This window comes from Spirosoma flavum (assembly GCF_042686045.1).
Taxonomy (GTDB): domain Bacteria; phylum Bacteroidota; class Bacteroidia; order Cytophagales; family Spirosomataceae; genus Spirosoma; species Spirosoma flavum.
The window spans coordinates 217137-242852 of the sequence record NZ_JBHUOM010000023.1; the positions used below are offsets into that span (position 1 = coordinate 217137).

Annotated in this window: 21 protein-coding genes; 8 read left to right on the forward strand and 13 right to left on the reverse strand. The window is 46.4% G+C overall.

The features are described from left to right. Positions 1 to 39 precede the first annotated feature (39 nt). Together eat and ACFS25_RS21575 are read right to left on the reverse strand one after the other, a co-directional pair. Positions 40 to 1380, reverse strand: coding sequence for an ethanolamine permease (gene eat / locus ACFS25_RS21570; protein ID WP_381505137.1), 1341 nt, complete (start codon positions 1378 to 1380; stop codon positions 40 to 42). Positions 1381 to 1399: 19 nt separating this feature from the next. Beyond that, entirely contained in the window at positions 1400 to 3910 is a 2511-nt protein-coding gene (locus tag ACFS25_RS21575; protein ID WP_381505138.1) for a phosphocholine-specific phospholipase C, read from the reverse strand. Between the two features lie 351 nt (positions 3911 to 4261). On the opposite strand from ACFS25_RS21575, the gene ACFS25_RS21580 reads away from it, so the two are divergent. Next, positions 4262 to 6718, forward strand: coding sequence for a helix-turn-helix domain-containing protein (locus ACFS25_RS21580; RefSeq protein ID WP_381505140.1), 2457 nt, complete (start codon positions 4262 to 4264; stop codon positions 6716 to 6718). Positions 6719 to 6723: 5 nt separating this feature from the next. Here ACFS25_RS21580 and ACFS25_RS21585 read toward each other — a convergent pair whose 3' ends face one another. Then, the gene (locus ACFS25_RS21585) at positions 6724 to 8856 is read right to left on the reverse strand and encodes a VWA domain-containing protein (protein WP_381505143.1); all 2133 of its coding nucleotides are present in this window, start codon (positions 8854 to 8856) and stop codon (positions 6724 to 6726) included. Between the two features lie 85 nt (positions 8857 to 8941). Next, positions 8942 to 9688, reverse strand: coding sequence for a 3-oxoacyl-[acyl-carrier-protein] reductase (gene fabG, locus ACFS25_RS21590; RefSeq protein WP_381505145.1), 747 nt, complete (start codon positions 9686 to 9688; stop codon positions 8942 to 8944). 197 nt (positions 9689 to 9885) lie between these two features. Between fabG and ACFS25_RS21595 the strand changes: the two genes are divergently transcribed. Continuing rightward, positions 9886 to 10635, forward strand: a complete 750-nt coding sequence (locus ACFS25_RS21595) for a phosphatidylinositol-specific phospholipase C/glycerophosphodiester phosphodiesterase family protein (RefSeq protein WP_381505147.1) — start codon at positions 9886 to 9888, stop codon at positions 10633 to 10635. Between the two features lie 90 nt (positions 10636 to 10725). On the opposite strand, the gene ACFS25_RS21600 is transcribed toward ACFS25_RS21595, so the two are convergent. After that, positions 10726 to 11937 (reverse strand): glycosyltransferase family 87 protein, encoded by a 1212-nt coding sequence (locus ACFS25_RS21600; RefSeq protein ID WP_381505149.1) that lies wholly within the window; start codon positions 11935 to 11937, stop codon positions 10726 to 10728. A 383-nt stretch (positions 11938 to 12320) separates the two neighbouring features. On the opposite strand from ACFS25_RS21600, the gene ACFS25_RS21605 reads away from it, so the two are divergent. Beyond that, the gene (locus ACFS25_RS21605; protein WP_381505151.1) at positions 12321 to 14075 is read left to right on the forward strand and encodes a GMC oxidoreductase; all 1755 of its coding nucleotides are present in this window, start codon (positions 12321 to 12323) and stop codon (positions 14073 to 14075) included. Positions 14076 to 14175: 100 nt separating this feature from the next. Here ACFS25_RS21605 and ACFS25_RS21610 read toward each other — a convergent pair whose 3' ends face one another. Together ACFS25_RS21610 and ACFS25_RS21615 are read right to left on the reverse strand one after the other, a co-directional pair. Beyond that, positions 14176 to 16707 carry an ATP-dependent Clp protease ATP-binding subunit gene (locus ACFS25_RS21610; protein ID WP_381505153.1) on the reverse strand — a complete coding sequence of 844 codons (2532 nt, stop codon included), beginning with the start codon at positions 16705 to 16707 and terminating at the stop codon, positions 14176 to 14178. A gap of 62 nt (positions 16708 to 16769) precedes the next feature. Then, on the reverse strand, positions 16770 to 17435 hold the full coding sequence (locus tag ACFS25_RS21615; protein ID WP_381505155.1) for a WbqC family protein: 666 nt from the start codon (positions 17433 to 17435) through the stop codon (positions 16770 to 16772). A 111-nt stretch (positions 17436 to 17546) separates the two neighbouring features. On the opposite strand from ACFS25_RS21615, the gene ACFS25_RS21620 reads away from it, so the two are divergent. Beyond that, positions 17547 to 18419 carry a lysophospholipid acyltransferase family protein gene (locus ACFS25_RS21620; RefSeq protein WP_381505157.1) on the forward strand — a complete coding sequence of 291 codons (873 nt, stop codon included), beginning with the start codon at positions 17547 to 17549 and terminating at the stop codon, positions 18417 to 18419. A gap of 34 nt (positions 18420 to 18453) precedes the next feature. Here ACFS25_RS21620 and ACFS25_RS21625 read toward each other — a convergent pair whose 3' ends face one another. Beyond that, positions 18454 to 18792 (reverse strand): hypothetical protein, encoded by a 339-nt coding sequence (locus tag ACFS25_RS21625; protein WP_381505159.1) that lies wholly within the window; start codon positions 18790 to 18792, stop codon positions 18454 to 18456. Positions 18793 to 19076: 284 nt separating this feature from the next. Between ACFS25_RS21625 and ispG the strand changes: the two genes are divergently transcribed. The 4 genes from ispG to ACFS25_RS21645 all read left to right on the forward strand — a co-directional run bounded on the left by ispG (position 19077) and on the right by ACFS25_RS21645 (position 22461). Further along, on the forward strand, positions 19077 to 21182 hold the full coding sequence (ispG, locus tag ACFS25_RS21630) for a (E)-4-hydroxy-3-methylbut-2-enyl-diphosphate synthase (protein WP_381505161.1): 2106 nt from the start codon (positions 19077 to 19079) through the stop codon (positions 21180 to 21182). 124 nt (positions 21183 to 21306) lie between these two features. Further along, positions 21307 to 21495 carry a DUF6728 family protein gene (locus ACFS25_RS21635; protein ID WP_381505163.1) on the forward strand — a complete coding sequence of 63 codons (189 nt, stop codon included), beginning with the start codon at positions 21307 to 21309 and terminating at the stop codon, positions 21493 to 21495. Continuing rightward, positions 21492 to 21842: an MmcQ/YjbR family DNA-binding protein gene (locus ACFS25_RS21640; protein WP_381505165.1), complete on the forward strand. Its 351-nt coding sequence runs from the start codon at positions 21492 to 21494 to the stop codon at positions 21840 to 21842. The genes ACFS25_RS21635 and ACFS25_RS21640 overlap by 4 nt, the downstream gene beginning before the upstream one ends. Positions 21843 to 21909: 67 nt before the next feature. Then, entirely contained in the window at positions 21910 to 22461 is a 552-nt protein-coding gene (locus tag ACFS25_RS21645; protein ID WP_381505167.1) for a tetratricopeptide repeat protein, read from the forward strand. A 146-nt stretch (positions 22462 to 22607) separates the two neighbouring features. On the opposite strand, the gene ACFS25_RS21650 is transcribed toward ACFS25_RS21645, so the two are convergent. The 5 genes from ACFS25_RS21650 to ACFS25_RS21670 all read right to left on the reverse strand — a co-directional run bounded on the left by ACFS25_RS21650 (position 22608) and on the right by ACFS25_RS21670 (position 25674). Further along, a complete protein-coding gene (locus ACFS25_RS21650) occupies positions 22608 to 23795 on the reverse strand; it encodes a thioredoxin family protein (protein WP_381505169.1) in 1188 nt (395 codons plus the stop codon). Between the two features lie 68 nt (positions 23796 to 23863). Then, a complete protein-coding gene (gldC, locus tag ACFS25_RS21655) occupies positions 23864 to 24217 on the reverse strand; it encodes a gliding motility protein GldC (protein WP_381505171.1) in 354 nt (117 codons plus the stop codon). A 57-nt stretch (positions 24218 to 24274) separates the two neighbouring features. Further along, the gene (locus ACFS25_RS21660; RefSeq protein WP_381505173.1) at positions 24275 to 24796 is read right to left on the reverse strand and encodes a LytR/AlgR family response regulator transcription factor; all 522 of its coding nucleotides are present in this window, start codon (positions 24794 to 24796) and stop codon (positions 24275 to 24277) included. Between the two features lie 6 nt (positions 24797 to 24802). Continuing rightward, positions 24803 to 25015 carry a response regulator gene (locus ACFS25_RS21665; protein WP_381505175.1) on the reverse strand — a complete coding sequence of 71 codons (213 nt, stop codon included), beginning with the start codon at positions 25013 to 25015 and terminating at the stop codon, positions 24803 to 24805. Positions 25016 to 25017: 2 nt separating this feature from the next. Beyond that, the gene (locus tag ACFS25_RS21670) at positions 25018 to 25674 is read right to left on the reverse strand and encodes a sensor histidine kinase (RefSeq protein ID WP_381505177.1); all 657 of its coding nucleotides are present in this window, start codon (positions 25672 to 25674) and stop codon (positions 25018 to 25020) included. Between the last annotated feature and the right edge of the window lie 42 nt (positions 25675 to 25716).

Sequence of the window (25716 nt, forward strand, 5' to 3'; positions counted from 1 at the left end):
GAGTTAGTTTGCTACGGAATGATATAGATTTTTTTACTATTAGTCAACTTGGCTAACGGCCATTTCAGACTCCCATTCCTGCTTGGTTTTGCGGTATCGGCCCGATGCATAAAATACGATGATAATCACGATTAATCCGCCAAAGAAAAAGAGGCTCAACCAACTATAAAAGTAAATCATTGCGCCTAACGTTACAACGGCCAGCAATAAGGCAATAGCCGGAAATACCGGATAAAAAGGCGCTTTGAACGAACGCGGTAACTTGGGTTGGGTTTGCCGGAGCCGAAACAACGATAACATGCTGATAATATAAACGACCACGGCGCCAATGGTTGAGAGGATAACCAATTTGCTGGTATCGAACGACAGCAGGGCTACAATGCCGAAGACAGCCCCGGCTAGCAACGCCCAGACCGGCACTTTTCGGGTTTTGCTCACCGTTGATAATCCATGAGGCAAATAGCCACTGCGGGCAAGCGCAAAAATCTGCCGGGAATAGCTGATAATGATGCCGTGAAAAGAAGCGATCAGGCCAAATAGCCCAACACTGGCAAAGAATTTTGTGAGTGGATTTTGTCGGCCAAGAACAATGGCAACGGCTTCGGGCATTGGGTAATCGAGGTGGTCCAGGTTTTCCCAATGTGTAATACCACCCACACTAAGCATAACGGTCAAGGCCAGAAACGTCAGTGTTAATACAGCAGAAATGTAGCCTTTAGCAATGGTATTTTTACCATCTTTTACTTCCTCGGCTACCATGGCAATGCCTTCCAGACAAACAAATAGCCAAATGGCAAACGGCAGCGCGGCAAATACGCCCGACCACCCAAACGGCATTGGATTATGCAAGAAGGTATCGAGGCTGGAATACGGATACACAACGCCAATAAAAAGCAGTAATTCGCCGATGGCAATGATCGTCATAATCAACGAAAACCAGGCAGCTTCTTTGATACCCAGTAAATTGATCAGCGTAAATACGACAAACGAACTAATCGAGCACCAAACAACGGGGATGGCCGGGTATAAAAAGTGAACGTAACTGCCCAGAGCCAGCGCGATGGCAGGCGTGGCAAACAGAAACTCAATAAGCGTTGCATAGCCAGCCAGTAAAGCGCCCAACGGCCCGAAGGCTTGCAGCGCGTAGGCAAATGGCCCACCTGCATTCGGGATGGCCGTTGTGAGTTCGGTAAAGCTAAAAATGAACGTAAAATAAAGCAGCGTAATAATCAACGTGGCAATAAGTAACCCCACGGTTCCAGCAACGGCCCAGCCATAATTCCAGCCGAAGTATTCACCAGAAATAACTAACCCTACCCCTATGGCCCATAGATGAATGGGAGTTAACGCTTTTTTTAATACCGGGGATTCGTCAGCCATATTGGGAATTACATTTAACTTATACTTTACTAGCTTTCCCCATTAGCGGGTCGCTGAAACCATCTTTTCCCGTCTCCACCCGACCGGCATACCGTTGCTCAAAGGTGTCAAACCCGCCTACTTTCACGCTGAAATCATACCAATTATGGCTATTTTTTAAATTCAATATGACGGTCTGCTGCGCTCCTTTCAGACCCGCTTTTTCAAGGGTAATTGACTGGCTTTTGGCCTGATAGGCATTATCGGAAAGCCGAATCGGGTACGTTCGTGCTGGATCGATATTTTTTAATTTTACCAGCACATTTCCCGTAAACTTCTTTTTGGCATCCTGTTCATAGGCACAAGATAGCTCAATTAGTGGATTGTTAGAACTGCCTTTAAATTCACGAAAGAAGCCGTTTGGCCCCTGTATACTTACATTAAACGGATCGTTAACCGGCCAGGAATCCTGTAACTCATCACCAGCAGCGACTGTATAGGAACGAATCGTCACATCATCCTTCAGTCGCTGATAGACCTGAAAAGGCGCCCCCATTGACTGTTTGCCGAAGGCTTCGTTTTTAGCCGCCAGCTTTATTGTCAGTTGCTTGTTGGCTACATGACCATCAACGTATAATTCGTAAGGCAGCGCACAAGACAGACGAACCCCATCCTCCTGATTCGGCACGTAGGGAGAAGCTGCCGGATTGCTATTGCACTGTTTAATTTCTTCCTCCGTTAGTCGTCTGTAATTTGTTGGTACGGCCTTGAACTGGGCTTTATGAATACCTTCAATGAATGTTTTTTTCGCTACCAACTTCGGCAATTTGATGGTTTCGCCGTTATAGGGTCGGAACACAGATGAGAGGTCGCCACACACCGTACGGCGCCACGGGCCAATATTCGGTTCGTCTACTTTTCGGCCTTTCTTATGGCTCAGGAAATTTTCCAGAAACTGAAGCGTTGACGTGTGATCAAATACTTCCGAGCATACATAACCACCCCGGCTCCAGGGCGACACAATCACCAGTGGTACGCGAAATCCTAAGCCTATCGGCCCCGTTCGCCCTGTATTCTTGCGCTTACTTTCCTGCTCCTGTGTAACGAATTCGGTCTGGGTATCAATGCCTTTGCTGGTTTTTCCTGTTTCGGGCTGATCGGGATGGGCCGGTACAAAGGGTGGTACATGGTCGAAATAGCCATCGTTTTCATCGTAGGCCAGAATAAAAATCGTCTTTTTCCAAACCTCTGGATTCTGAGTCATAATATCCAGCATTTCAGAGATATACCAGGCTCCGTACCAGGGTGCAGACGGATGGTCGGAAAAGTTTTCGGGTGCCACTATCCAGGAAACAGTCGGCAGCTTCCGGTTTTTTACATCATTCCGAAACTGATGCAATACATCACCTTTAGGCACGTTAACCTGCCGTTTGGCATTCCCATCCTCATACGTTAAGGGAGAAAGCGCGTGATAGTCAGGATCCTTGACATTCGTAGTAAATGCTTTTCGACAAAGGTTTTTTTCTCGCTCCGATAGCTGGTTGAATTTTTCAGGCGTATAATTAATTAAGTCGGATTTGACAATTTCCAGAAACGCCTGCTGTCGCTCAATAGCTTTTTTGATTTTCGGATAGTCTTTATCGGTTTCGGATACCGTCTTCAGCTTGGTTTCGAGTGTCTGAATTCGTTCGGGTATCGCTTTTTCTTCTCGTTGGATAAACGGATAATAGGCGGGATGGAATCGAACGCGGTGCTGCGAAAACCACTCAATGGGGTTGTCCGTGAAGTTACTAAGCCAGCCATCCTCCTCACCCTCCAGACCGGTGGGCAAACTAATTTCATTCTGGTATATTTTCCAGGAAATTCCCTGGTCTTCTAACCGCTCAGGAAATGTGGTCCAGTTAACCTCCGACCCATAATCCACATTTTCGTTGCGGACGTTAGCCATCGCTTTGGGATCATGCGGGTCACGAAGGGTACCTGTCCAGAAGTAAAGGCGGTTGGGGGTTGTACCAGTTAATGATGAACAGAAATTCTGGTCGCAAACGGTAAACGCGTCGGCCAAAGCGTAATAGAACGGCAAATCTTCGCGGTTATAATAGCCCATTGTTAAGGGCATGTCAGCATATTCTTTGTTACCTGACTTCTTGGCATCCAGCCATTTATCATAGTTTCCACCATTGCGGGCATCAACCTGATTCTCCCAGGAGTGCGGCAATGAACTCATCCAGGTGGCTTTCGTATCGCGCATGTTCAGCCGAAACGGCGTGTATGTTTCGCCAGCCGCGTTGGTCTGAAGCCAGACTTTATTTTTGTTGGGTAAGTCGATGGCTCTGGGGTCATTAAATCCACGAACGCCCTGAAGCGTTCCATAGGTATGATCGAACGAGCGATTCTCCTGCATGAGAATAACTACGTGTTCGGCATCCAGATAGGTCGTACCAGGGTGGGGATCAATGGCAAAAGCCTTTTGAATCGACTCAGGCAAGATACCCGACAGGCCCGTTGATAACAAAGTCGCCTTTTTCAAAAACTCACGTCTGGAATCCATAGTGTTCAGAATAGAGGCTAAAAATAGTGAAAGCAGCTATGACTTGCCGCTTTCGCAATGTTAAATGACTGTTATTTCAACAACCTCATCTGTTCATTGCTGTTGTCGTTATCACTGAACTATGGGCGGAGGTTTCACACGGGTGCCATTATAATACGGACAATAGTGTAGCAAATCGATTAGCCAACTAGCTAACCATACCGGATATAGATGGTCCACGTTTCCCTAATATTTAGCAAAACCGGCCACTTTCTTTATAGACTGCCCCAACGATTCGTTGGGGTTAGGGATGTACTGACGTAGAAACACTCCTAAAACGAGTATATTTGTTGATTCACCCTCGTCTGTTTTATGACCGTTTCTGTTAACGAAAAGCTTGACCTTGCCCACAACTTTGTCTTGCACACCAACCAAAATATATTTCTGACGGGGAAAGCCGGAACCGGCAAAACAACGTTCCTACACCAGATTAAACAACTGAGTGCCAAGCGGCTTGCAGTCGTTGCACCAACGGGTGTAGCAGCTATCAATGCTGGTGGCGTCACGATTCACTCCTTATTTCAGCTTCCATTTGGGCCGCTGGTGCCGGGTACAACACAACGCGAAGGCAAGAAATTCAACAAGGAGAAAATCAATTTACTGCGTACTCTCGACCTGTTGGTTATCGATGAAATCAGTATGGTTCGGGGTGATGTCCTTGATGGCATTGATGAAGTTCTCCGACGGTATCGCACCAATTCGGCACCGTTCGGTGGCGTGCAATTGCTTTTGATTGGGGACATGCAACAATTGCCGCCCGTTATTAAAGATGAAGAATGGGCGTTGCTAAAACCATACTACGACACTGGTTACTTTTTCGGTAGCAAGGCTCTACGCCAGACACCCTATGTGGCTATCGAACTGACGCATATTTACCGACAATCGGATGAGCAATTTATTAGCCTGCTCAATAGCATCCGCGAGAAAACCGTTACTCGGGCGCAGTTAGATGAACTAAACCAACGCCACGTCCCTAATTTTGCTCCTAGCGATGATGAAGGTTATATTACACTCTCGACTCATAATACGGCAGCCCAGCAGATAAACAGTCAGAAACTACTGTCTCTAAAAGCTAAGCTACGCACATTTACGGCTGCCGTTGAGGGCGAATTCCCGTCCCATACCTACCCGACCGAAGCCAGTCTTGAGCTAAAAGTTGGTTCGCAGGTAATGTTCATCAAAAATGATATCTCTCGTGAAAAGCTGTACTATAACGGTAAAATTGGTCGAATTAAAAGTATAGACGACGATGTCATTTACGTAAAGAGCCAGCAGGACGGGGAAGAAATCGCTGTATATCCAGTTGATTGGACTAATATTCGCTATACCCTGGACCCAACCACAAAAGAAATCAAGAGCGAACCAATTGGCACATTCAGGCAATTTCCACTCAAACTTGCCTGGGCAATTACCGTTCACAAAAGTCAGGGACTGACGTTCGAAAAAGCTATTATCGACGTGTCGGCAGCCTTCGCTCACGGACAGGTTTATGTTGCTCTCAGCCGCTGCAAAACTCTTGATGGGCTGGTGCTACGGTCCCCTATCCCAGCGCATAGCATTAAAACAGAACTTGAATTAGAGGATTTCAACGAGCAGGTTCAGCGGCAAACGCCGAACGAAGAACACTTACATCAGGCAAAACTAACGAATCAGCAAAATCTATTACGAGAGCTATTTTCGTTCGAACGAGCCAATGGGTTGCTCTACCGATGCCGCCGGGTCGTGAACGAGCATACCAGCAGTTTAGACCCGGAATGCAACCCTGTTCTGACGCAACTTACTGACCTCCTGCGCAATAAAGCCAGCGATGTATCGGGCAGGTTTGTCCAACAACTACCAAGCTATTTCGCCAACGATAATCTACCAGAAAATAACCAAGCATTACAGGAACGAATCCGAAAGGCAGGCACCTATTTTCAGGCATTGCTCAGCACCGAATTGCTACCACTTCTACACCTCTTCCCAACCGACTGCGACAATAAGAAAGTGCGTGACCTGATGCTGGAAGCATTGGATGAGTTAGAGAAAGAGTTCTTCAGTAAGTTACGCAGCTTTGAGAGTTGTCAGGAGGGTTTCAACGCGTTGACCTATCTGCAAGCCCGCAATCATGCCGAGCTTGACTTCCAGCCAGAGCGTAAAAAATTCGAACGCCCGGCCCCCGAAACATCCGGGTCAGAGGGTTCCTCACGAGGAGGTCTTTACGGCGCGTTGATGAAGTGGCGCAATGATATGGCAGGTGAGCATAATACGTCCGGCTTTATGGTGTTGCCCCAAAAAACCATTCTTGAATTGGTTCGTATCCGCCCGACGACGGAGGCAGAATTGCTAGCCATCAAGGGTTTTGGCAAAACAAAAATAAGGCAAATTGGGACCGACATTCTGCGTCTAGTTCAGGAGAATCCGTCAGGACGGGCAGCCAGTGCTGCTACACCAAAAGTGAAAGTTACCAAACCGCTAAAGGAGCCTAAAGAGTTATCTCCCGCTATCACGCTGGCTTTTTTCCAGTCCGGCAAGACCATTGCCGAGATCGCTGCCGAGCGTAGTTTAGCTGTTTCGACCATCGAAAGTCATTTAATACCCTACGTTGGAACGGGCGAATTAGCCGTAGAAACTCTCCTGCCTACCAAAAAAATTACCACTATTCGTTCGTATCTCGAAACGTATCCATCAGAATCTTTGAGCGAAATTCGGCAAGCCTTAGGTAACGATGTGACGTACAGCGATATCCGATTTGTACAGTATGCGATCCGGGCGGAGAAGCAAGAATAGTCTTCTTAATAGCCGCCATAGAACTTACGCAGGCCCCATTCTACTGTTACCAGCGCCAGCACCACGAAGAATAACCAACGCCAGTTAATAAGTTCGTTCATTTCTTCGGTACTCGTCAGGCGTGCCGGATGCGGGCGAGTCGTTAAAGTACGCACAAGTTCATCCGTTTGGCTGGCTTTGTAAAAATGACCACCTGTTTGCTGCGCTAGTTGACGGAGCATTCCATGATCGGCGGTGGTGTTGAGGGCTTCGAGTTGTAAATCACGCACGACAAACTGACCCGATGCCTGCTCGGCCTTATTGTTAACAGTTACGCTGGCCTTGTAACGATAGGCGCCCTCAGGCAGACGACTAATCTCGAAGCGGCTATTGGCAACTGTGGGCGTATAGTTATACGAACGTGTCAACCCTTTTTCATCGCTAATTTCCAGGCGAACGGGTTTATCAAACAGGCGTTCGTAAATATCATTATAGAGTTCGGTTTCGAAGATGACTTTTTCGCCCGCCACAAACTCATTGCGGATTGGATAAACACGCAATTTGCGCCGGTCCTCTTTCACCGAAATTAGTTGGATCACTTTCTGAATAAGCTCATCAACAACTTCCTGCTTATCAGTCAACGCGTATTCTTCAAGTCGCCACGACCATAGCCCCTCCCCCGCCAATACAGCTGTTTTGCGTGGGCTAGTTATGTTGAGCGCCAGCAGAGGCTTGGTCGTACGGACACTACCAACCTGTTGCCAAAGCACGACTTCACTTCCAGGCTGCAACCGAAACTCACCGTATGGCACCGACATTGGCGGTAGTTTGGATAGAATATCAAGCCGGGCCGGGTCAAGGTTGAGTTGTTTGAATTCAGGATTAAATACGCCCGTTACCTTATCACTTTGATTCGGCTGGGCATTAACTTGCATTACTGAATTTGACGTATTGAATGGTCCCAGCGATGATTGATTACCGAGTACAAATAATACTGGTGTGTTTTTAGCCAAATATTTCTGGGCAAGCGCATTACCTACACTTCCATTATCGGGAATCTGGTGCAGAATTAGTAAGTCATATGTTTTGTCAACTGGTGGTGTAGCTTCAGCCGGGGTTCCAGTCAGAATACGGACATCGACTTCATAGTTCTGGTTCTTTTCCAGAATGTTACGCAATGCCTTCACATCCGGGTGGGGTGTCAGTGCCAGTAGAAGCACTTTTTCTTTTCCGTCAATGACATCCAGATAGACATCCTGCCGGTTGTTGCGCATACTGAATTCGCCGGGTTGTGGTACTATTTCTACCACATAGTGCTGAACACCTTTTTGCGTGGCTGTTGCCTGAAACGTCAGTTGGTCGAACGTATCATTTTTCCCTAAACTAACCGACTGTCGGCCTAGTTCTTTGCCATTCTGTCGCAGCACGACGGTTGCTCGTTGGCCCTGAAAGCCGTTGCTGACAATCTCGGCCTTCACAGGAAACTGATTACCCAGATACGCAATTCGGTTGGCGATAATGCCCTTGAGCTGAATATCTTTTTTCGGGATTGTATCGCCTAGCCCAACTGTTTGTACGGCAAATGGATACTGTCCAAACGTTGGCGAAAGCCCCTGATTGAAAATACCATCCGATACCAGTACTACATCGGTCAGATTACGGCCCTCGTAATCTGACCGAATACTCGATAGCAACCCCGACAAATCGGTTGTGCGCTGGGTGAAGGGAACTTGAGTTAGATCGGTTGCGCCATCGCTGTCATCTGTAACCGACTCGCCAAAGGTGTGAATCGATACATCTAACCCTTTGTCTGTCAACTGCTGACGAAGCGTTTGCAGCCCGGCTAATGCCCGATTAAGGGCAGGCCGCCCGGCTGCCGCCACCGACTCGGAATTGTCAATAGCCAGTACGACTTTAGGCTTCTCTGTCAGCGTGCGCAGGCTGCGAATCAGAGGGTTGAGCAACAAAAAAGTCAGAAAGCTGACAACAACAAACCGCAATGCGGCCAGTCCGTAGGTCGTTCGCTTGTCGAAGCCACCCATAGCTGTACCACTACCTACCAGCCGGGGCAGTGGTTGATACATAGCAAACGCATATACTGCTCCAACGAGCAGACACACCAGAATCCACCAAGGCGAGGACTGAAAAATAAAATTCATGTACTTGATTTACGACCGCGCGGGCGGTCCCGTTACGATGTACGATTTACTAACCACGCAATCTGTACGCGAATTTATTAACCTGCTACGTAAGCATTCCTCCATCCACTTGCAACACTTGACCAGTGATGTAGCGAGAAAGGTCGGAGGCTAAGAAAACAGCACAATCAGCTACTTCTTCAGGTTGGCCTCCACGCTTCATTGGAATTTGCTGTTTCCATTCTTCCAGAGCCTTCTCATTAATTTCGCCGGTCATTTCTGTCTCGATAAAGCCCGGCGCAATGGCATTGGAACGAATATTTCGCGACCCCAATTCAAGCGCAACCGACTTGGTAAAACCGATAATTCCGGCTTTGGAGGCTGCGTAGTTGGCTTGACCCGCGTTGCCCCGGATGCCGACTACCGATGTCAGGTTAATGATTGACCCGGACTTCGCCTTCATCATAGTTTTGATAGCCGCTTTGGTCAGGTTGAAGACCGACTTTAAATTAACGTTAATAACAGAATCCCATTGTTCTTCTGTCATGCGCAGCAACAACCCATCTTTCGTAATACCGGCATTATTAATGAGTACATCGAGTTTGCCAAAATCGGCGAGTACCTGCGCAATAAGATCTTCGGCGGCTTTGTGGTCGGATGCGTCGGAACGGTATCCTTTCACTTGCCCGCCAAATGCCCGGAGTTCCTCTTCCAGTGCCTGTCCTTTCTCAACACTCGATAAATAAGTAAATGCAACAGCGGCACCTTCTTTCGCAAACTTCTGGGCCATGGCTCGCCCAATCCCACGCGACGCACCCGTAATTAAAGCAACTTTTCCTTTTAGTAAATCCATTTTAAGGGGTAATGATTAATAGAAAATGTAGAATGGATACATAAAGAGCCGTAAAATCCATTCTACTAAATTTATTAGGCGTTACTGCATAATAAATTTAATCAAAATTAGTGGTTTGGTCGGGAACGGCAAGGTACGGATAGGTTTTGGTTTCGTGAATAAGCTCCGTTACTTTGTCGAAAATCAAGCAGTCTGTCATGCGCTATCGTATTCTCGTTGCCCTGTTGCTATCGTCAGTATCTGTTACACTGGCTCAGAAGATTTACGCTCACAACGATTATGCCAAACCCCGGCCGTTTATGGATGCTTATGAACAGCGTGTCGACTTTATTGAAGCCGACGTTTGGCTACAAAATGGGAAGTTAGTTGTTTCTCATGACAAGCCGACCGTTGCTGCACCAACCCTCGATTCGTTATATATACAGCCCATTGTACATTTGTTTGATCAATATAAGGATAAGTTAAGCTCACACCGAGATTATACATTCGGGCTGGTGATTGATATAAAGGACAATCCTGTCGATGTGTTGCCGAAACTTTTGACAATGTTGCAGAATCATCTGGTTTGTTTCAATCGCCTGGCTAATGCGAATGCAGTTCAGGTGATTATCAGCGGTAACCGACCTAGAATTGATACGTTTCTTGATTATCCGCTACTACAATTCGACGGGCGACCCAGCGAAGTATATGATCAGGAAACCCTCCAGCGCGTAGCCCTAATCAGCGACAACTTCGCTTCATTTTCTCGTTGGGACGGAACCGGCGACATTTCAAACGAAGATCGTGACAAGCTCAAGCGTATTATCAAGCGAGCGCATAACGACAACAAACCCATCCGGTTCTGGGCCATTCCTGACATGCCTGGTGCCTGGAAACAGTTAAAAAAATTGGGTGTCGATGTAATTAACACAGATAAGCCTTCGGAGTGTGTGCAGGCAATGCGATAAGTAGTACTTTATAAATAAGCTACGTATGTATCGCAAGAAGCAAAAACGTCATCGTTGAGTAAAATGAACGCAAGGACAATAAAGAACTAGTCAGCTTTTCAGGCTAACGTTTAGTCTTTTCAACGTTGTTGTCTCCCAATCTATAGTTACAAGATCGACGGTAATTTTCACCCAGATGGCTATACAAAATACTGCTTTTAACACATAAGGTAGTACAATCATCTCACGTACTGCCGTTGGAAATACATCAGTCGATGAGAGCGAGGTGAAAACAAAAGCCAGAATAACCAAAACTTTATTGGTGATTGTAGAGGGCTGGGAGAAGTACCAGAGGCCAACCCCGCCTATCGCAATAATGAAAGTTGGGGACTCCGCTTTGTGATTGAAGATAACTACCCATATCAGTATAGACGCGAGTATCAATAAGCGGTAATGATAATATTGATACTGAGCGACTCTTAGTAGGGGTAACAGCAGCAAAACACATCCTATTACTACCACTATCCCTTTGGAAGGGACTAGCGAAAACCAAGTGTTTAACCAGCCCATTACGGAGAGCCCAATTGAGCTTGAATGATCATTTTGTAGGAGTACAACCCAGTTCTGGTACTGATCAAACAGTTGTTGATAGGACACAACAATTAACGGCAAAATAACCAATAGGACCGTCCAAAGGGACGTATAAGAAAACGCAGCCAGCTTACGTGGATATACTAAAAACAGAACGAATCCTACAATACCAAAAACCTTGATGAAGATGCTGAACAATATGAATAAGGTGGCCCATACCAGATTACCCCGCTCTAGATAAATAAAACTCCAGATAAATAGCCCTAGGATCAAGCCATTGCTCTGTGAGTTTTGGATAGACGTTAGCAACTCAATCAATACAAACCAACGAATTTTTACTGTAGTGCTTCGGCTAAGATGAGGTAAATGTTTTATGCCGAAGAATAGTACCAGAGTGTTTAATGCGTTCCACAAAGTGAGACCCAACCAATTAGGCAGGAACGCAAACAAGCCCATGAATAAGGCAAACGTTGGTGAATACTTAAACAGATCCCATTGCTCAGTTAAGTAAAACGTATATAAATTTCGATTGGCTAGTAAATGAAAAAAGGAGTTCTTAAATATTACATAGTTATTGTAGTTTGAGACAGGCAGCTTGCTGGTACCAATTATCTGTTCGGGCAATAAGTATTGCTGTATGCTGGCTAGTAGCGTTATGACGATGTACACCGCTAACACAACCGGCTCTCTACCAAAAAATTGACTAATGGTTTTATAACGTGAGTTATTCATTCATGGTGGTATTATAGAATAGAGTCGGCAAAGCTACCAAACGAGCCGTTGCCTTTGTCGTCGTCTCATACTATGTAGTAGCTAGTCCTACTGTTCAGGCTGGCAATGTTAGTACAAAACGGCAACTTGCTATACAAATTTTTTACATTTCGGTATCAACCATTATTTTTTACACATTCGTGTAACTAAGCAGAACTGAGGGGGGGAAAGGAATAATTGATCTTGTATATACATGACTTTTATGAGCCTATCAGACACCCATTTCTGACTTCTCCCGGATTTACATAATGCATACATATTAATAACAGTAAGCCTACCCATTACTTGACTTATTAGGTTAACTAACATATTACTTCCTACCCTGACATTCTTCTTTCTCTCTAATGGAAATTCCACAGTTCAAAAAGGCACCACTCGTTTACGACGTAGCTATTATCGGCTCAGGTGCAGGGGGCGGTATGGCAGCCTATACATTAGCTAAAGCGGGTGCCAAAGTCGTGCTGCTCGAAGCGGGTGGCTACTACGATCCCGCCGATCCTAAGTATATTACTCAACTAAAATGGCCCTGGGAATCACCCCGGCGCGGTGCCAGCACTGATGCCCGCTCTGGAGGAGATTTCGACGCTGCCTGGGGTGGTTGGGATATTGACGGAGAGCCTTACTCCGCTAAATCCGGCACCGAATTTCACTGGTTCCGGTCTCGGATGCTTGGCGGTCGGACTAATCACTGGGGGCGTATCTCAATGCGTTTCGGGCCCGACGATTTCCGCCGTCGTTCTCTCTCAGGCGTCGGCGACGACTGGCCAATCGGGTATGACGACATGAAACCATTCTACGACCGGGTTGATCGCCTTATTGGTCTGTTCGGTTCAGTCGAGAACTTTCCTAATGAGCCAGATGGTATTTTCCAGACTCCACCCAAGCCACGCCTGCATGAGCTAATGATTCGTAAGGGTGCCCGGAGTATAGGTATCCCGGTCATTCCATCGCGGTTGAGTATTCTAACCAAGCCCATCAATAAAGATCGGGGGTCGTGTTTCTACTGCCATCAGTGCAACAGAGGGTGTCAGGCTTATGCTGACTTTTCAGCCTCATCGGTGCTGTGTATTCCAGCCGTCAAGACCGGAAACGTAACACTTATCAATGGTGCAATGGCTCGTGAAGTATTGACCGATCCGCAAACCGGCTTGGCAACGGGTGTGAGTTATGTGGACAGCCGCACGATGGAAGAAATTACGGTTCACGCTAAAGCGGTTATGCTTGGGGCGAGTACTTGTGAATCGGCTAGAATTCTTCTCAACTCCAAATCAGTCCGTTTCCCAAATGGGTTGGCGAACAGCAGTGGCGTGGTAGGTAAATACTTAAACGATTCGACCGGGGCTAGCCGTTCGGGATTCGTGCCCGCCCTAATGGACCGCAAACGCTACAATGAAGATGGCGTAGGCGGTATGCACGTATTCACACCCTGGTGGCTTGACAACAAAAAGTTAGATTTCCCACGCGGCTACCACATTGAATACGGTGGTGGAATGGGTATGCCCGGCTATGGTTTTGGCGGAGGTATAGAAGCTATGAACGGGGCAATTCCCGGTCGTGATGGTAAAATGAAAGTAGGTGGTGGCTACGGTGCCGGTTTGAAAGACGACTACCGGCGCTTTTATGGAGCCTATATCAGTATGGCGGGTCGGGGTGAACCAGTTCCCCTCGAAAGTAATTACTGCGAAATTGACCCGAATACAGTGGATAAATACGGCATTCCTACCTTGCGTTTCCACTATAAATGGTCAGATTATGAGGTGAAGCAGGCCAAACATATGCAGGATACGTTTGAGGAAATTATCCATTCGATGGGCGGTACGCCACTTGGTCCAAAGCCCGGCCCCGATACAGCCCATGGGTATGGATTGGCGGCTCCCGGTCGAATAATTCACGAAGTGGGAACGGTTCGCATGGGTAATGATCCGCAGAAATCAGCCCTGAATAAATTTCAACAGGCGCATGATGTCAAAAACTTATTCGTGATAGATGCAGCTCCGTTCGTTTCTCAGGGCGACAAAAACGTTACCTGGACCATTCTGGCTGCTTCAATGCGAACGTCAGAGTATTTGATTGACCAAGTGAAGCAGAAAAATATATAATGACTTTTTTGCTTGTAGCCTGAAATTTCGCCCATGCTACAACGAAAAAGCCTCCTAACTTCAGAAGTTAGGAGGCTTTTCTATATTGAACGTTTGTTGCTTATTCTACGGCTACTTCCGGCTTTCTAACTGTTATAGTCAGAAGATCGCCTTCACCACTATAGTCGGCCATAATCACATCACCCTCTTTCAGTTCACCCTTCAGAATCTCTTCTGCAACGGGATCTTCGAGGTAACGTTGAATAGCACGGCTCAGAGGGCGGGCACCATACTGTGGATCATACCCTTTTTCTGCCAGAAAGTCTTTCGCTTTCTCTGTAAGTTCGACGGTATAGCCCAGGTTGGTAACACGGCCCAGAAGTTTACCTAACATCAAGTCAATGATTTTGTGGATGTCTTCACGCAACAGCGAGTTAAACACAATCACATCGTCCAAACGGTTCAGAAACTCTGGCGAGAACGCTTTCCGAAGGGCACTTTGAATCGTACTCTTCATTAAATCGTCCTGACTCTCAGCATTCTTTTTGGTGGCAAAACCAATACCTGCACCGAAGTCTTTCAGGTCACGTACCCCAATATTGGAGGTCATGATGATAATGGTGTTTCGGAAATCTACCCGGCGACCTAGGCCATCTGTCAGGATACCATCGTCAAGCACTTGCAACAGGATGTTAAATACATCCGGGTGCGCTTTTTCAATTTCATCCAACAAGACGACACTATATGGTTTACGACGAATTTTCTCCGTTAACTGACCACCTTCTTCATAACCAACATAACCTGGAGGTGCTCCAACTAAGCGGCTAACACTGAATTTCTCCATGTATTCCGACATGTCAATCCGCACAAGAGCATCGTCTTTATCGAAAAGATACGTGGCTAATACCTTGGCAAGTTCTGTCTTACCTACACCTGTTGGACCGAGGAAGATAAACGAACCAATAGGTTTTTTAGGATCTTTCAGACCAACACGCGTCCGTTGAATGGCTTTTACCAACTTGTCGATGGCTGACTGCTGACCGATAACACGGCCTTTCAGTTCATCACCCATGTTGATAAGTTTTTTGCCTTCATCGTTCGATACACTCGTGACCGGAATACCCGTCATCATCGCTACAACTTCGGCCACGTTCTCTTCATTGACCGTATAACGACGCTTTTTGGTGTCTTCTTCCCACACTTGTTTTGCGCGGTCGAGTTGATCAATCAGGCGTTTTTCCTTGTCGCGAAGCTGAGCGGCCTCTTCGTACTTCTGACTCTTGACAACCTGGTTTTTCTCCTTCTTGATATTCTCAATCTGCTCTTCAAGCTTCAGAATATCTTCGGGAACCGTGATGTTTGAGATGTGTACGCGGGCACCCACTTCGTCCATTACATCAATGGCTTTGTCAGGCAGGAACCGATCCGATATGTACCGCTCCGACAACTTCACAGCAGCCTCGATAGCTTCTTTCGTGTAGTTAACGTGGTGGTGATCTTCATATTTATCTTTGATGTTGTTCAGAATTTCGATGGTTTCATCAATGGATGTCGCATCCACCATGACCATTTGAAAACGACGGGCTAACGCACCATCTTTCTCAATATACTGACGGTATTCATCAAGCGTTGTGGCACCTATGCATTGAATGTCACCCCTCGCTAAAGCTGGCTTGAACATGTTCGACGCATCAAGCGAACCTGACGCACCGCCCGCACCAACGATTGTATGCAACTCATCAATGAACAGGATAACCTCTGGCGATTTTTCCAGCTCGTTCATCACGGCCTTCATACGCTCTTCAAACTGGCCCCGATATTTGGTTCCTGCCACAAGCGATGCCAGGTCGAGCGTAACAACGCGCTTACCAAACAGCACCCGCGATACTTTCTTCTGCACAATGCGCAGAGCAAGTCCTTCGGCTATGGCTGTTTTACCAACGCCCGGTTCACCAATAAGAATTGGATTGTTTTTCTTCCGACGGCTCAGAATCTGAGCCACCCGTTCAATTTCTTTTTCGCGACCAACGATAGGATCGAGTTTGCCAACTTCAGCAAATTTGGTTAGGTCACGGCCAAAGTTATCCAGTACGGGCGTTCGCGATTTCTCGGAGCCTTTAGGATCTTTTCCTGAACTGGAACTACTACTGCCACCAAACATGCCCCGGTCATTATCGTCATCGTCAGTATCACTCGCCATTGTGGGGCGGCTTCCTGTTGATTGATATTCCAGCATCTCTTTAATGACTTCGTAATTAACGTTAAACTTGTTAAGAATCTGCGTGGCGACATTGTCTTCATCACGCAGAATCGATAGTAAAAGGTGCTCCGTACCGATGAGCGGGCTTTTGAATATCTTAGCTTCCAAGTAAGTGATTTTCAGCGTCTTTTCCGACTGACGAGTCAGCGGAATATTGGCTAAATTTTTCACATTGTTGGTGGCTGTTCCTTTCGTTGCCTGTTCAATAGTAACCCGGAGTTCGTCGAGCGAGATGCCAAGTTTCTTCAGCAATCCGACCGCCACACCCTCTCCCTCACGAATCATACCCAGCAACAGGTGCTCTGTGCCAATATAATCGTGGCCTAAGCGCAAGGCTTCTTCCCGACTCAGCGTGATAACTTCCTTTACGCGGTTTGAGAATTTTGCTTCCATTCGTTTTAGGGTCTCCTTAGGTAAGCGTACTACTGGCCTAACGAAGAGTTTTAAGGATTTGTTCACTCCCGAAGGCCAGCCAATAACACGTCCGAAGCGGCCGGTCCCTGGCAAAACAACAGGTCTATTATACTTAAGTTTGGTACAAATTCTTGGCCAAAATTCTGCGGATACATTACCGGTTGATGGAATATATACGTATCCGAATCATTTTTTGGATTTAACTTTGATCGGGCGTCAAATAGACCGACTGGCTGAGTTTTGTTGTACCATTCTGTCAGGTTTAACGTTGGTTTCAGGCGCATCAGTCTCAGACAAATTGTCAGCAATTCATAATTCAAATCGAACAGGAATGTCCACTTTTTTCGATATACCGGTTCAATATCGGGCACATAGTATTCAAAAAATGGAGACTTCCCATAAGCCGCCTGTAGGCATCGCCAGTGATGCAGTTGCCAGGATTGGTCATTTGCCACCCGTAAATCGCGGATAGGCTGACGATGCGTTCCCTGCTGCACTGGCACTGTAAGGACTTCAACTTTGTTAGCTGTCAGAACGTAGCACCTATTTCTGTAACTTTGCTTCTGGTAGTGCTCCTGGAACTCAAGCTGCACCTGTTCAAACTGCATTAGCCCCGATATATAATCGATACAGGGCAAATAATGTAGATCAATGAGTAAGCCATATACCTGAGACCCTGGTTGATGTTTTTCCAATAACGCTAACATTGTATCCGTTCACAAGTAACGCAAAAAAGCGATACTGTCAACTGATTTTAGTATTTTTTTAATTTCCTGGTAAACCGGCCTTTAGGCTTACGTTCGTCCTACATTCATCAAATGATATTTTTTCGACTACTATCGCGTTTGCCAATCAATATCTTATATGGAATTTCCGATGTTTTGTCTTTCCTGTTACTGCATGTAGTTCGTTATCGCCGAAAGGTTGTCTTGGAAAACTTACGACTTTCTTTCCCGGAAAAGTCACCAAAGGATATCCAACACATTGCCAAGGGATTCTATCGAAACATGGCAGATTTGATTGTTGAGGTTATCAAATTGCCTAGCTTAACACCGGATTATATAAAAACACATATCCAGTTTCCAAATATTGAACTCCTTCAAGACAAGATCAGGGGTGGACAAACGATAATTGGCATGAGTTCACACCAGGGAAACTGGGAATGGATACCGGCAGCCTTGGTCTTAAACGACATGCCCGTCGATAGTATTTATAAGCCCTTAACCAATCCATTTTTTGAGGAATTGGTGCGTCATATCAGGTCAAGTTTTGGGCCAGTACCAACGCCAATGAATTTATTGCCTCGCCAGATGGTAGCTCGGAAACATATACCACGAATTATTGGGTTGGTATCCGACCAAGTTCCTGATGTACCTGAGCAAGCTTACTGGACCGATTTTTTACATCGCGATACGCCCTTTTACCCTGGTTCTGAACGCCTGGCCCGTAGCCGGCAACTTCCCGTGTATTTTTTTGATATTGTACGTGTGCGTCGTAGCTACTATAACGTAACATTTCGGCTAATTGCGGAGCCACCTTATACCGATTTACCCCTCGGCGCAATCATGGAACGTTATCGTGATTTGGTTGAGACCTCGATATGCGCCAATCCATCCGACTGGTTATGGTCGCATAAACGCTGGAAGCACTGGCGGGGAAAGTACGAGAAAGTTGGAGCAAAACTCACGTAGAAACCGTACCGGCAATCCCTTACTTCTCTACAGTTTATAACGAATCACGACGGGCTTTCTCGGCTCGTGATGAATCGCGTTTAGCTTTTATTTTGTCACCTTCTGCTCTAATACCGGTTTCTGCTTTATCCAAACCTGTATTCACGGCTGTGCCAACTTTTTTGGCTTCCTTGCTAACGGCTTCATCAGCAACTTTAGCTTTTTCCTTAACATTTTGCCCAGCGTTTTTCAGATCATCTTTCACACGGGCTTTGCGCTCGGCACGTTCTTGCTGGCGGATTTCTTTCTTACTCATAGCCGTACTGTCCTGAGCGTACGCTCCGACACTAAGCAGTAAAGTGAAGGCAAAAGCACTTACTAGTTTCGTTTTCATAGCATCTTTTCAATTAATAAACAGGTTGTATATAGCCCTATCTGAATTTTCTGGACCTTAAAGATTACATGGCTATTCTTGTATTGAATTAACGAAATTATCGCCTTTTTTGTTTCTGAAAACTTACTCAATGGACTCATTATCAGCCGTAGAGATGATGAAAGATAATAAGTGATCAAACGAACATTTACGTTTAGCCCAACGTTTTCCAGACAAACGGGCTACTTACGAAAAACAGCTTTTTCTGTACCTTTGCCTGATCAAAAGTCCCTGCTGCTACCTGTATGCTCGATTCATTGCTTTCTCCTTCCCTATCAGTCATAAACGGTACGCCGGAGCGTCCTGATTTATCCCATCTGTATACACCTTCGCTTACTCAGTACATTCGTCGAAAAACCATTACGGTTATGATTGGCGATGTACCGATGGGCTCTGATTATCCAATTCGTGTACAGTCGATGACGACCGTAGATACGATGGATACGAAAGGTTCTGTTGAGCAGACTATTCGAATGATCGAAGCTGGTTGCGAATACGTCCGCATCACAGCTCCAAGCGTAAAGGAAGCCCAGAATCTGGAAAATATTCGCAATGAGTTACGGGCGCGCGGTTATATAACCCCACTTGTAGCCGACATTCACTTTACGCCCAATGCAGCCGAGCTCGCGGCCCGGATTGTCGAGAAAGTTCGTATCAATCCCGGCAACTATGCCGACCGAAAACGCTTCGAGTTTATCGACTACACCGACGCGGCTTACGCGGCTGAACTGGAACGAATTCGCGCTAAGTTCTTACCACTTATTCGTATTTGTAAAGAATACGGTACGGCAATGCGTATCGGGACCAATCACGGCTCCCTCTCCGACCGGATTTTGAGTCGATATGGGGATACACCCGTTGGCATGGTTGAGTCGGCGCTTGAATTCCTGCGCATCTGCGAAGAAGAAAATTACTATAATACTACGCTGTCTATGAAGTCCAGCAACCCACAGGTGATGGTGCAAGCCTACCGACTGTTGGTACAACGATTAGACGAAGAGGGATTGAAACCGTATCCGTTGCACCTGGGCGTGACGGAAGCAGGCGAGGCCGAAGACGGGCGTATTAAATCGGCGTTGGGCATTGGTACGCTACTCGAAGATGGCATCGGCGATACGGTTCGGGTATCGCTTACGGAGGAACCGGAACGGGAGGCCCCCGTTGCCCGGGCCTTGATTGATCGCTACACAAATCGTGCGGCCAGTAGCAAGCTTATTACGGCCATCACAAAGTACCCAATTAACCCGTTTCAATACCGTCGGCGGACGACGCACGAAGTGGCTAATTTCGGTGGTCAGAACGTGCCGCGTGTCATCGCCGATTTTAGCCAGGTTCCAGTTACAGATCATAACGTACTAAACCCGATTGGTCATTTTTACCTGCCCGTACCCGATAAATGGCGAATGAACGATCTTGGTGCTGACTATATATATACAGGCTCGCAACCAGCACAGTTCATGTTGCCTAACGGCCTGAAACAGCTATTAAATTACGATGTCTGGCGAACCTTTTCGGACCAGATCAATACGTTTCCGGTACTGACCGCAGATGAGTATTTGCTGGCTCGAGCCAGTCAAGGACCACTACAGGCTCGTCTGAATTTTGTTCGGTTATCGTTACCGGAGTTGTCAGACGAATTACTCAGCAGGCTGCACAACGATACAACGGTCGTTCTCCTTATCTCGACCGATAATGCCCACGCTATGCCCGAACTGCGCCGGTTATTTGTCGAACTTATTAACCGTGAGCTTACCACACCTATGGTTGTTCTGAGAAGCTATCCAAACGTACCAGAGGAAGATATTGCGCTTTATGCCGCTACCGATGTTGGTGGTTTGTTGATTGACGGATTGGGCGATGGCATTATGTTGTCAAGCGGGGTATTGGTAATGTTAGATACTCAAACCCGACAGACTAGCCTGAACAAAAATGTCGGGTTCTCAAATCCGACACCACAAACCCCGGAGCCTAGTGCGCTAAAAGCCCTCAACAGTTTGTCCTTCGGGATTTTACAGGCAGCCCGTACGCGCATCACAAAAACCGAGTACATTTCGTGTCCATCCTGTGGCCGGACACTCTTCGATTTGCAGGAAACCACGGCCCGTATTCGTCAGCGCACCGATCACTTAAAGGGCGTTAAAATCGGCATTATGGGTTGTATTGTTAATGGTCCGGGCGAAATGGCGGACGCTGACTACGGCTATGTGGGCATCGGACGCGACAAGATTGCGCTCTATCGGGGTCAACAGATCATTAAAAAATCTGTTCCTGCCGACCGCGCTGTTGATGAATTAATTGACCTTATCCGCGAAGATAATCGCTGGCTTGAGCCTACATTAGAGGCAGTATAATACTAGCCAGTAGTAATGTTTTCAGTACATTGATTGTTATCTAATTGAACAATTCTGTTCGACACAATATTAACTCTTTATCCATCAGAGATCGCCAAAGCGGTCTTCTAGCTAGTAAAAGCCTGTGAATAGATTTGTCGATTATTTAAAAATTGGGCCTGTTTTCGCCTATTTTCTGCGAGTCTTCCGCAAACCTGATCCTAACCATCCGACCAGTGTAAACTTGCGGATGATGCACGGTATCAATCGTATTTCGATCCTGATGTTTCTGATGGCGATCATTGTTTACACCGTCCGTCACTGCGTCCGATGAATACGGAAACGCTACGTGATTACTGTATTACCAAACCCGGCGTTACGGAGTCGTTTCCGTTTGGGGGCGATACGCTAGTGTTCAAGGTGGGTGGTAAGATATTTGCCCTGATGGCTACCGAAAGTCAACCAATAACCATTAATCTTAAGTGTGACCCGGAGCGGGCTGTCCAATTACGGGAAGAACATGCAGCAGTAACGCCCGGTTACCACATGAACAAAATGCATTGGAACACGATCACTGTTGATGGGCGTGTTCGTTCAACCGACGTTCAGGAATGGATTAACCATTCGTATGAACTTATTAAGAAGAGTTTGCCGAAGGCTGTACAGGCAGAACTAATCTAAGCTTATTATTTGCTCTGATTCGCCTAAACGTTTAATTTAGCAAGGTTAGGAAAAACCAGACTTGGTTATGGAAGTTGTACTGTTAAGTCTGTTGTTTGTAGTTTATCTGACCATTCGGTACTACCTAATGGATCATGATACCGCTGCTGACAAAGACCGAAAACGATTTCAAAAAGGCATTGAATTGGTCAATAACCGAAACTTCATAGAAGCTCATCATTATTTCGATGATGCCGTTCAACAGTACCCAAAATCGGCAATTGCTTACGCGTATCGGGGAAAGTGTCATATCATTCAGGAGAATTATTATTCGGCTATTTACGACTTAACGCAAGCCATTAATCGAGATAATACGCTGGCTGATTGCTACTTAGACCGTGGTATTGCTTTTTATCATACAGCCGAATACCAACAGGCATTTCGGGAATTTGATAAAGCCGTCTGGCACTTTCACGACGAGAAGCCTGACGGCTATCGCTGGAGAGCTTTAGCCCGCATTCAGGTTCGGCAATTACCCCAAGCCGAAAACGATCTCCGTCGGGCCATCTCGCTCGGCGACGAAAATTCATTCCATCTTCTTCTTCAACCGCCCTTTACGCGGCCGGTATACCAGAAATAGTTTATAGGCTCTGCGGCTTACCATAGTCGAAAAGCCTATAAACGAGAATTATCTTTGACCCCTTCAGGGTCAGATGTTTATAGCATATATTCTCTCTACAAACATCTGACCCTGAAGAGGCCAAAGGTAATTTCTGCTCAATTACTTTACTTGAGTTTCCCTATCTGCTCCACGTTTCGGCGGGTGTCCAGGCGAGTTTCCTGCGCTAATTCCATCGATTTTTGCGCAGCCTTCTGAGCATCGGCACTTTTCCCACCCCGGCGATAAGCTTCGGCTAATTCGTAGTATAAATCGGCCTGTTCTTTCGGACTCGGCTTTAATGCAAGACCTTTGTTCACCCATTTGGCAACCGTTGGCGCATCCACAGCATCGGGACTGGAACGATTGAAAAGGCGGGAAATATACATGTACTCCGGCACTGTCAACTGATTAGAATTGACTTGATTATCCATCCGCTCAACAGCTTTAGCGGTTTGGTGAGTTCGGAAGTATGCACTGACTTCTGGTAGCAATGTCCGGTTGGCGGCAACTTTTGAGTCAATTCCCATTCTGACTAGATCCTGCCGAACCTGCAAAATCTTGGCAACCGGAAACTGAGCTCCCCGACCGCTGAACAACGACGACATCAGGATATTTTCGGCTACCTGTTGGGTTTGTTCGGCTCCATACGCTTTCCGATATGTATCCAGGTGGTTTAGCATATACTGAAACATGGGATTCTCGAAGTCCAGCACGAGCTTTTGCAGTGCCAGCCAGTTTGTTTCATTCGCAAACGTTGCGGGCGACTGCTGGCGGGCGTAGTCGTTCATAGCCGCCATGTTAGCCACCGTATCTTTGGTGACACGGCCAAACATAGCATAATCAATCAGGAAATTGGCCGAGCGCTCTCCTTGCTGATAACGGGCTTTCATGCTTTGACTACGTGCCTGTGGACTTAGTGCGTTTGTGCCATGCCGAATAACTTCATCGGTCGAGTTGTTACTCATCGCGAAGTGAATCAAGTTTTGCTGCGGATCGAAATACAGAAACAGGGGCAATGAGGGCACAAACAAACGACGACTATCTAAAAACGCCCGCGTGGCTGGCAGGGCAATATCCAGCTTTGTACTTAAGTACTTTGCATTGTAGAACTTCCCGACCCGAGCATCGGCCAACGTTGGTATAAAACCCTGGCAGGTGTGGCAAGTGGGCGAATAAATTTCAATGAACACCGGCTTGCCAGACCGCCGAGCCTCCTGAAACACACTACCTACCGGAGTCGTAAGAAACTGAATTCCTGCTTTTTGAGCGAGTGTAATATTAGCCACCAGAAGTAGCAGAAAAATCTTTTTCATAAACTATTAACAGTCATTCTGAGGTAAGTCTCAGCAAATTAACGACCAAAGTTATTGGACTGGTATTGCTATTGTTGCTGCTGTTTTTGCTGCTTAATTTCTTCCTCAAGCCGCTTACTCAACACCCGACAGGTATTTTCGATGTCGGTAGCCATGCGCGTGTCGCCCGTTGCGCTCTCGGCTGTATCGGCAATACCACTCATTATCTCGATCAGGAAGCGCTTCATATCCACCACGTCCATATCCTTGGTCCAAAGGTCAATTTTAAGGGTACTATTGTGGTATTGGTCCCAGATTGAAATGGCAATAGCCCGTGTGTCGCTTAGCCCTTCATTGGGGTTATCGGTAGCCTCCCAGTAGATTTTTTCGGGGATATTTTGGCTGTCTAACTCAACCGCAAAGTGAATGTCTGATTTTTTCATGAGACAAAAATACAGAACATGACTCGAAACCCGCGCTATACGTCATCCATTTCCCTGTTATCGTGTCCGTACAACAGCCAACTTCTTAATCAAATCAACTCGATTTCCTTCTGGAATTGAAATAGGAACAGGTTGTTTGTGCATAAATAGTTGACTACGTTCCAGACGCGACACATGGTCCAGATTAATCAGCAGCGACCGAGACAAACGATGAAAGTTAGCTGTCGAAAAGTACTGGGCTAAATACCCAAGGTTCATCGCCAAAAGATGAGGCTTTTCCTCTCCAACCATATAAACTTTCACATAAGCCCCCTCAGCCAGTAAGTATAACACATCCTGTTTAGCTACTTTTTCGTGTCCTTTATTAATCGGTAAGTATAATTTTTCAGACCCCAGCAGGTTCGTAGGGTGACGGTTATTATATTGATTTAGATACGCTAACTCTACTTGAAAAGCGAGTTCGTTATGACGGAATGGTTTCAGCAGGTAAGCCGCCGGAGAGGTGTCTTTGGCACGTTGAAACACCTGTGGTTCTGAATGAGCGGTCAGATAAATAATTGGCATCCAGTGTATTTTCAACAGTTCTCAGGCGGTTGTTATACCATCTGCCGAAGACCCTTCAAGTCGTACGTCAATAATTGCCAGATCGGGCGGCTGTCGCTTCACAGCCGCAACGGCTTCCTGGAAATTGCGGCTGATAGCCGTCACCGTATGGCCTGCTTTCTCTAAAGTTTCCTGAATGTCAAAAGCGGTTATAGTCACATCTTCTACAATCAGAATAGCCAACGAACTAGTCATAATTAAACCGTAAATGTCAGGGTAAATACTGTACCTGTTTGTTTGGCAAATGTATACATTCCCCGCAACTGATCAACCTGCATCTGGATTAAACGCATCCCAAATGAAGTTGACGACGTCGAACGTGCATCTATAGGAAATTGCGGCAACATTCCTGGCCCGTTATCAGCAACCAGCAAGTCTATCTGATTTTTTTTCTGTCGACAAGATACATGGAAAACCGGATCAGGGTGGTCCGGGAATGCATATTTACAGGCATTTGTCGTCAATTCATTAAGGATCAGACTCACGGGCAAAGCAGAATCGGCAGGTAAGACAAACGCGTCAATATCATATACCAACCGCACGTGAGTATAGCCAAAGGTTTGCAACACCATGTCGACCAATTCAGGTATAAATTCGGCAGGGTTAATCATCGCCAACTGATCGCCATCGTAAAGCTGCCGGTGCAGAATCGCCATCGCTTCTACACGCAATTGCCCTTCGGCTACGGCATTTTTTGCACTTTCGTCAGTCAGCCGATTAGCTTGTAAACTAAGCAGGCTGGATACTATCTGTAGATTATTTTTCACCCGGTGGTTTTGCTCCTTTACCAGTTCAGCATTGGTAGCACCAATACACTGATTTTTCCGGTAAAGCCGAAAAAAAACAATACTCATACCTACCGTAACGAGCAGTAGCGTCAATATAGCCCAGGTAAA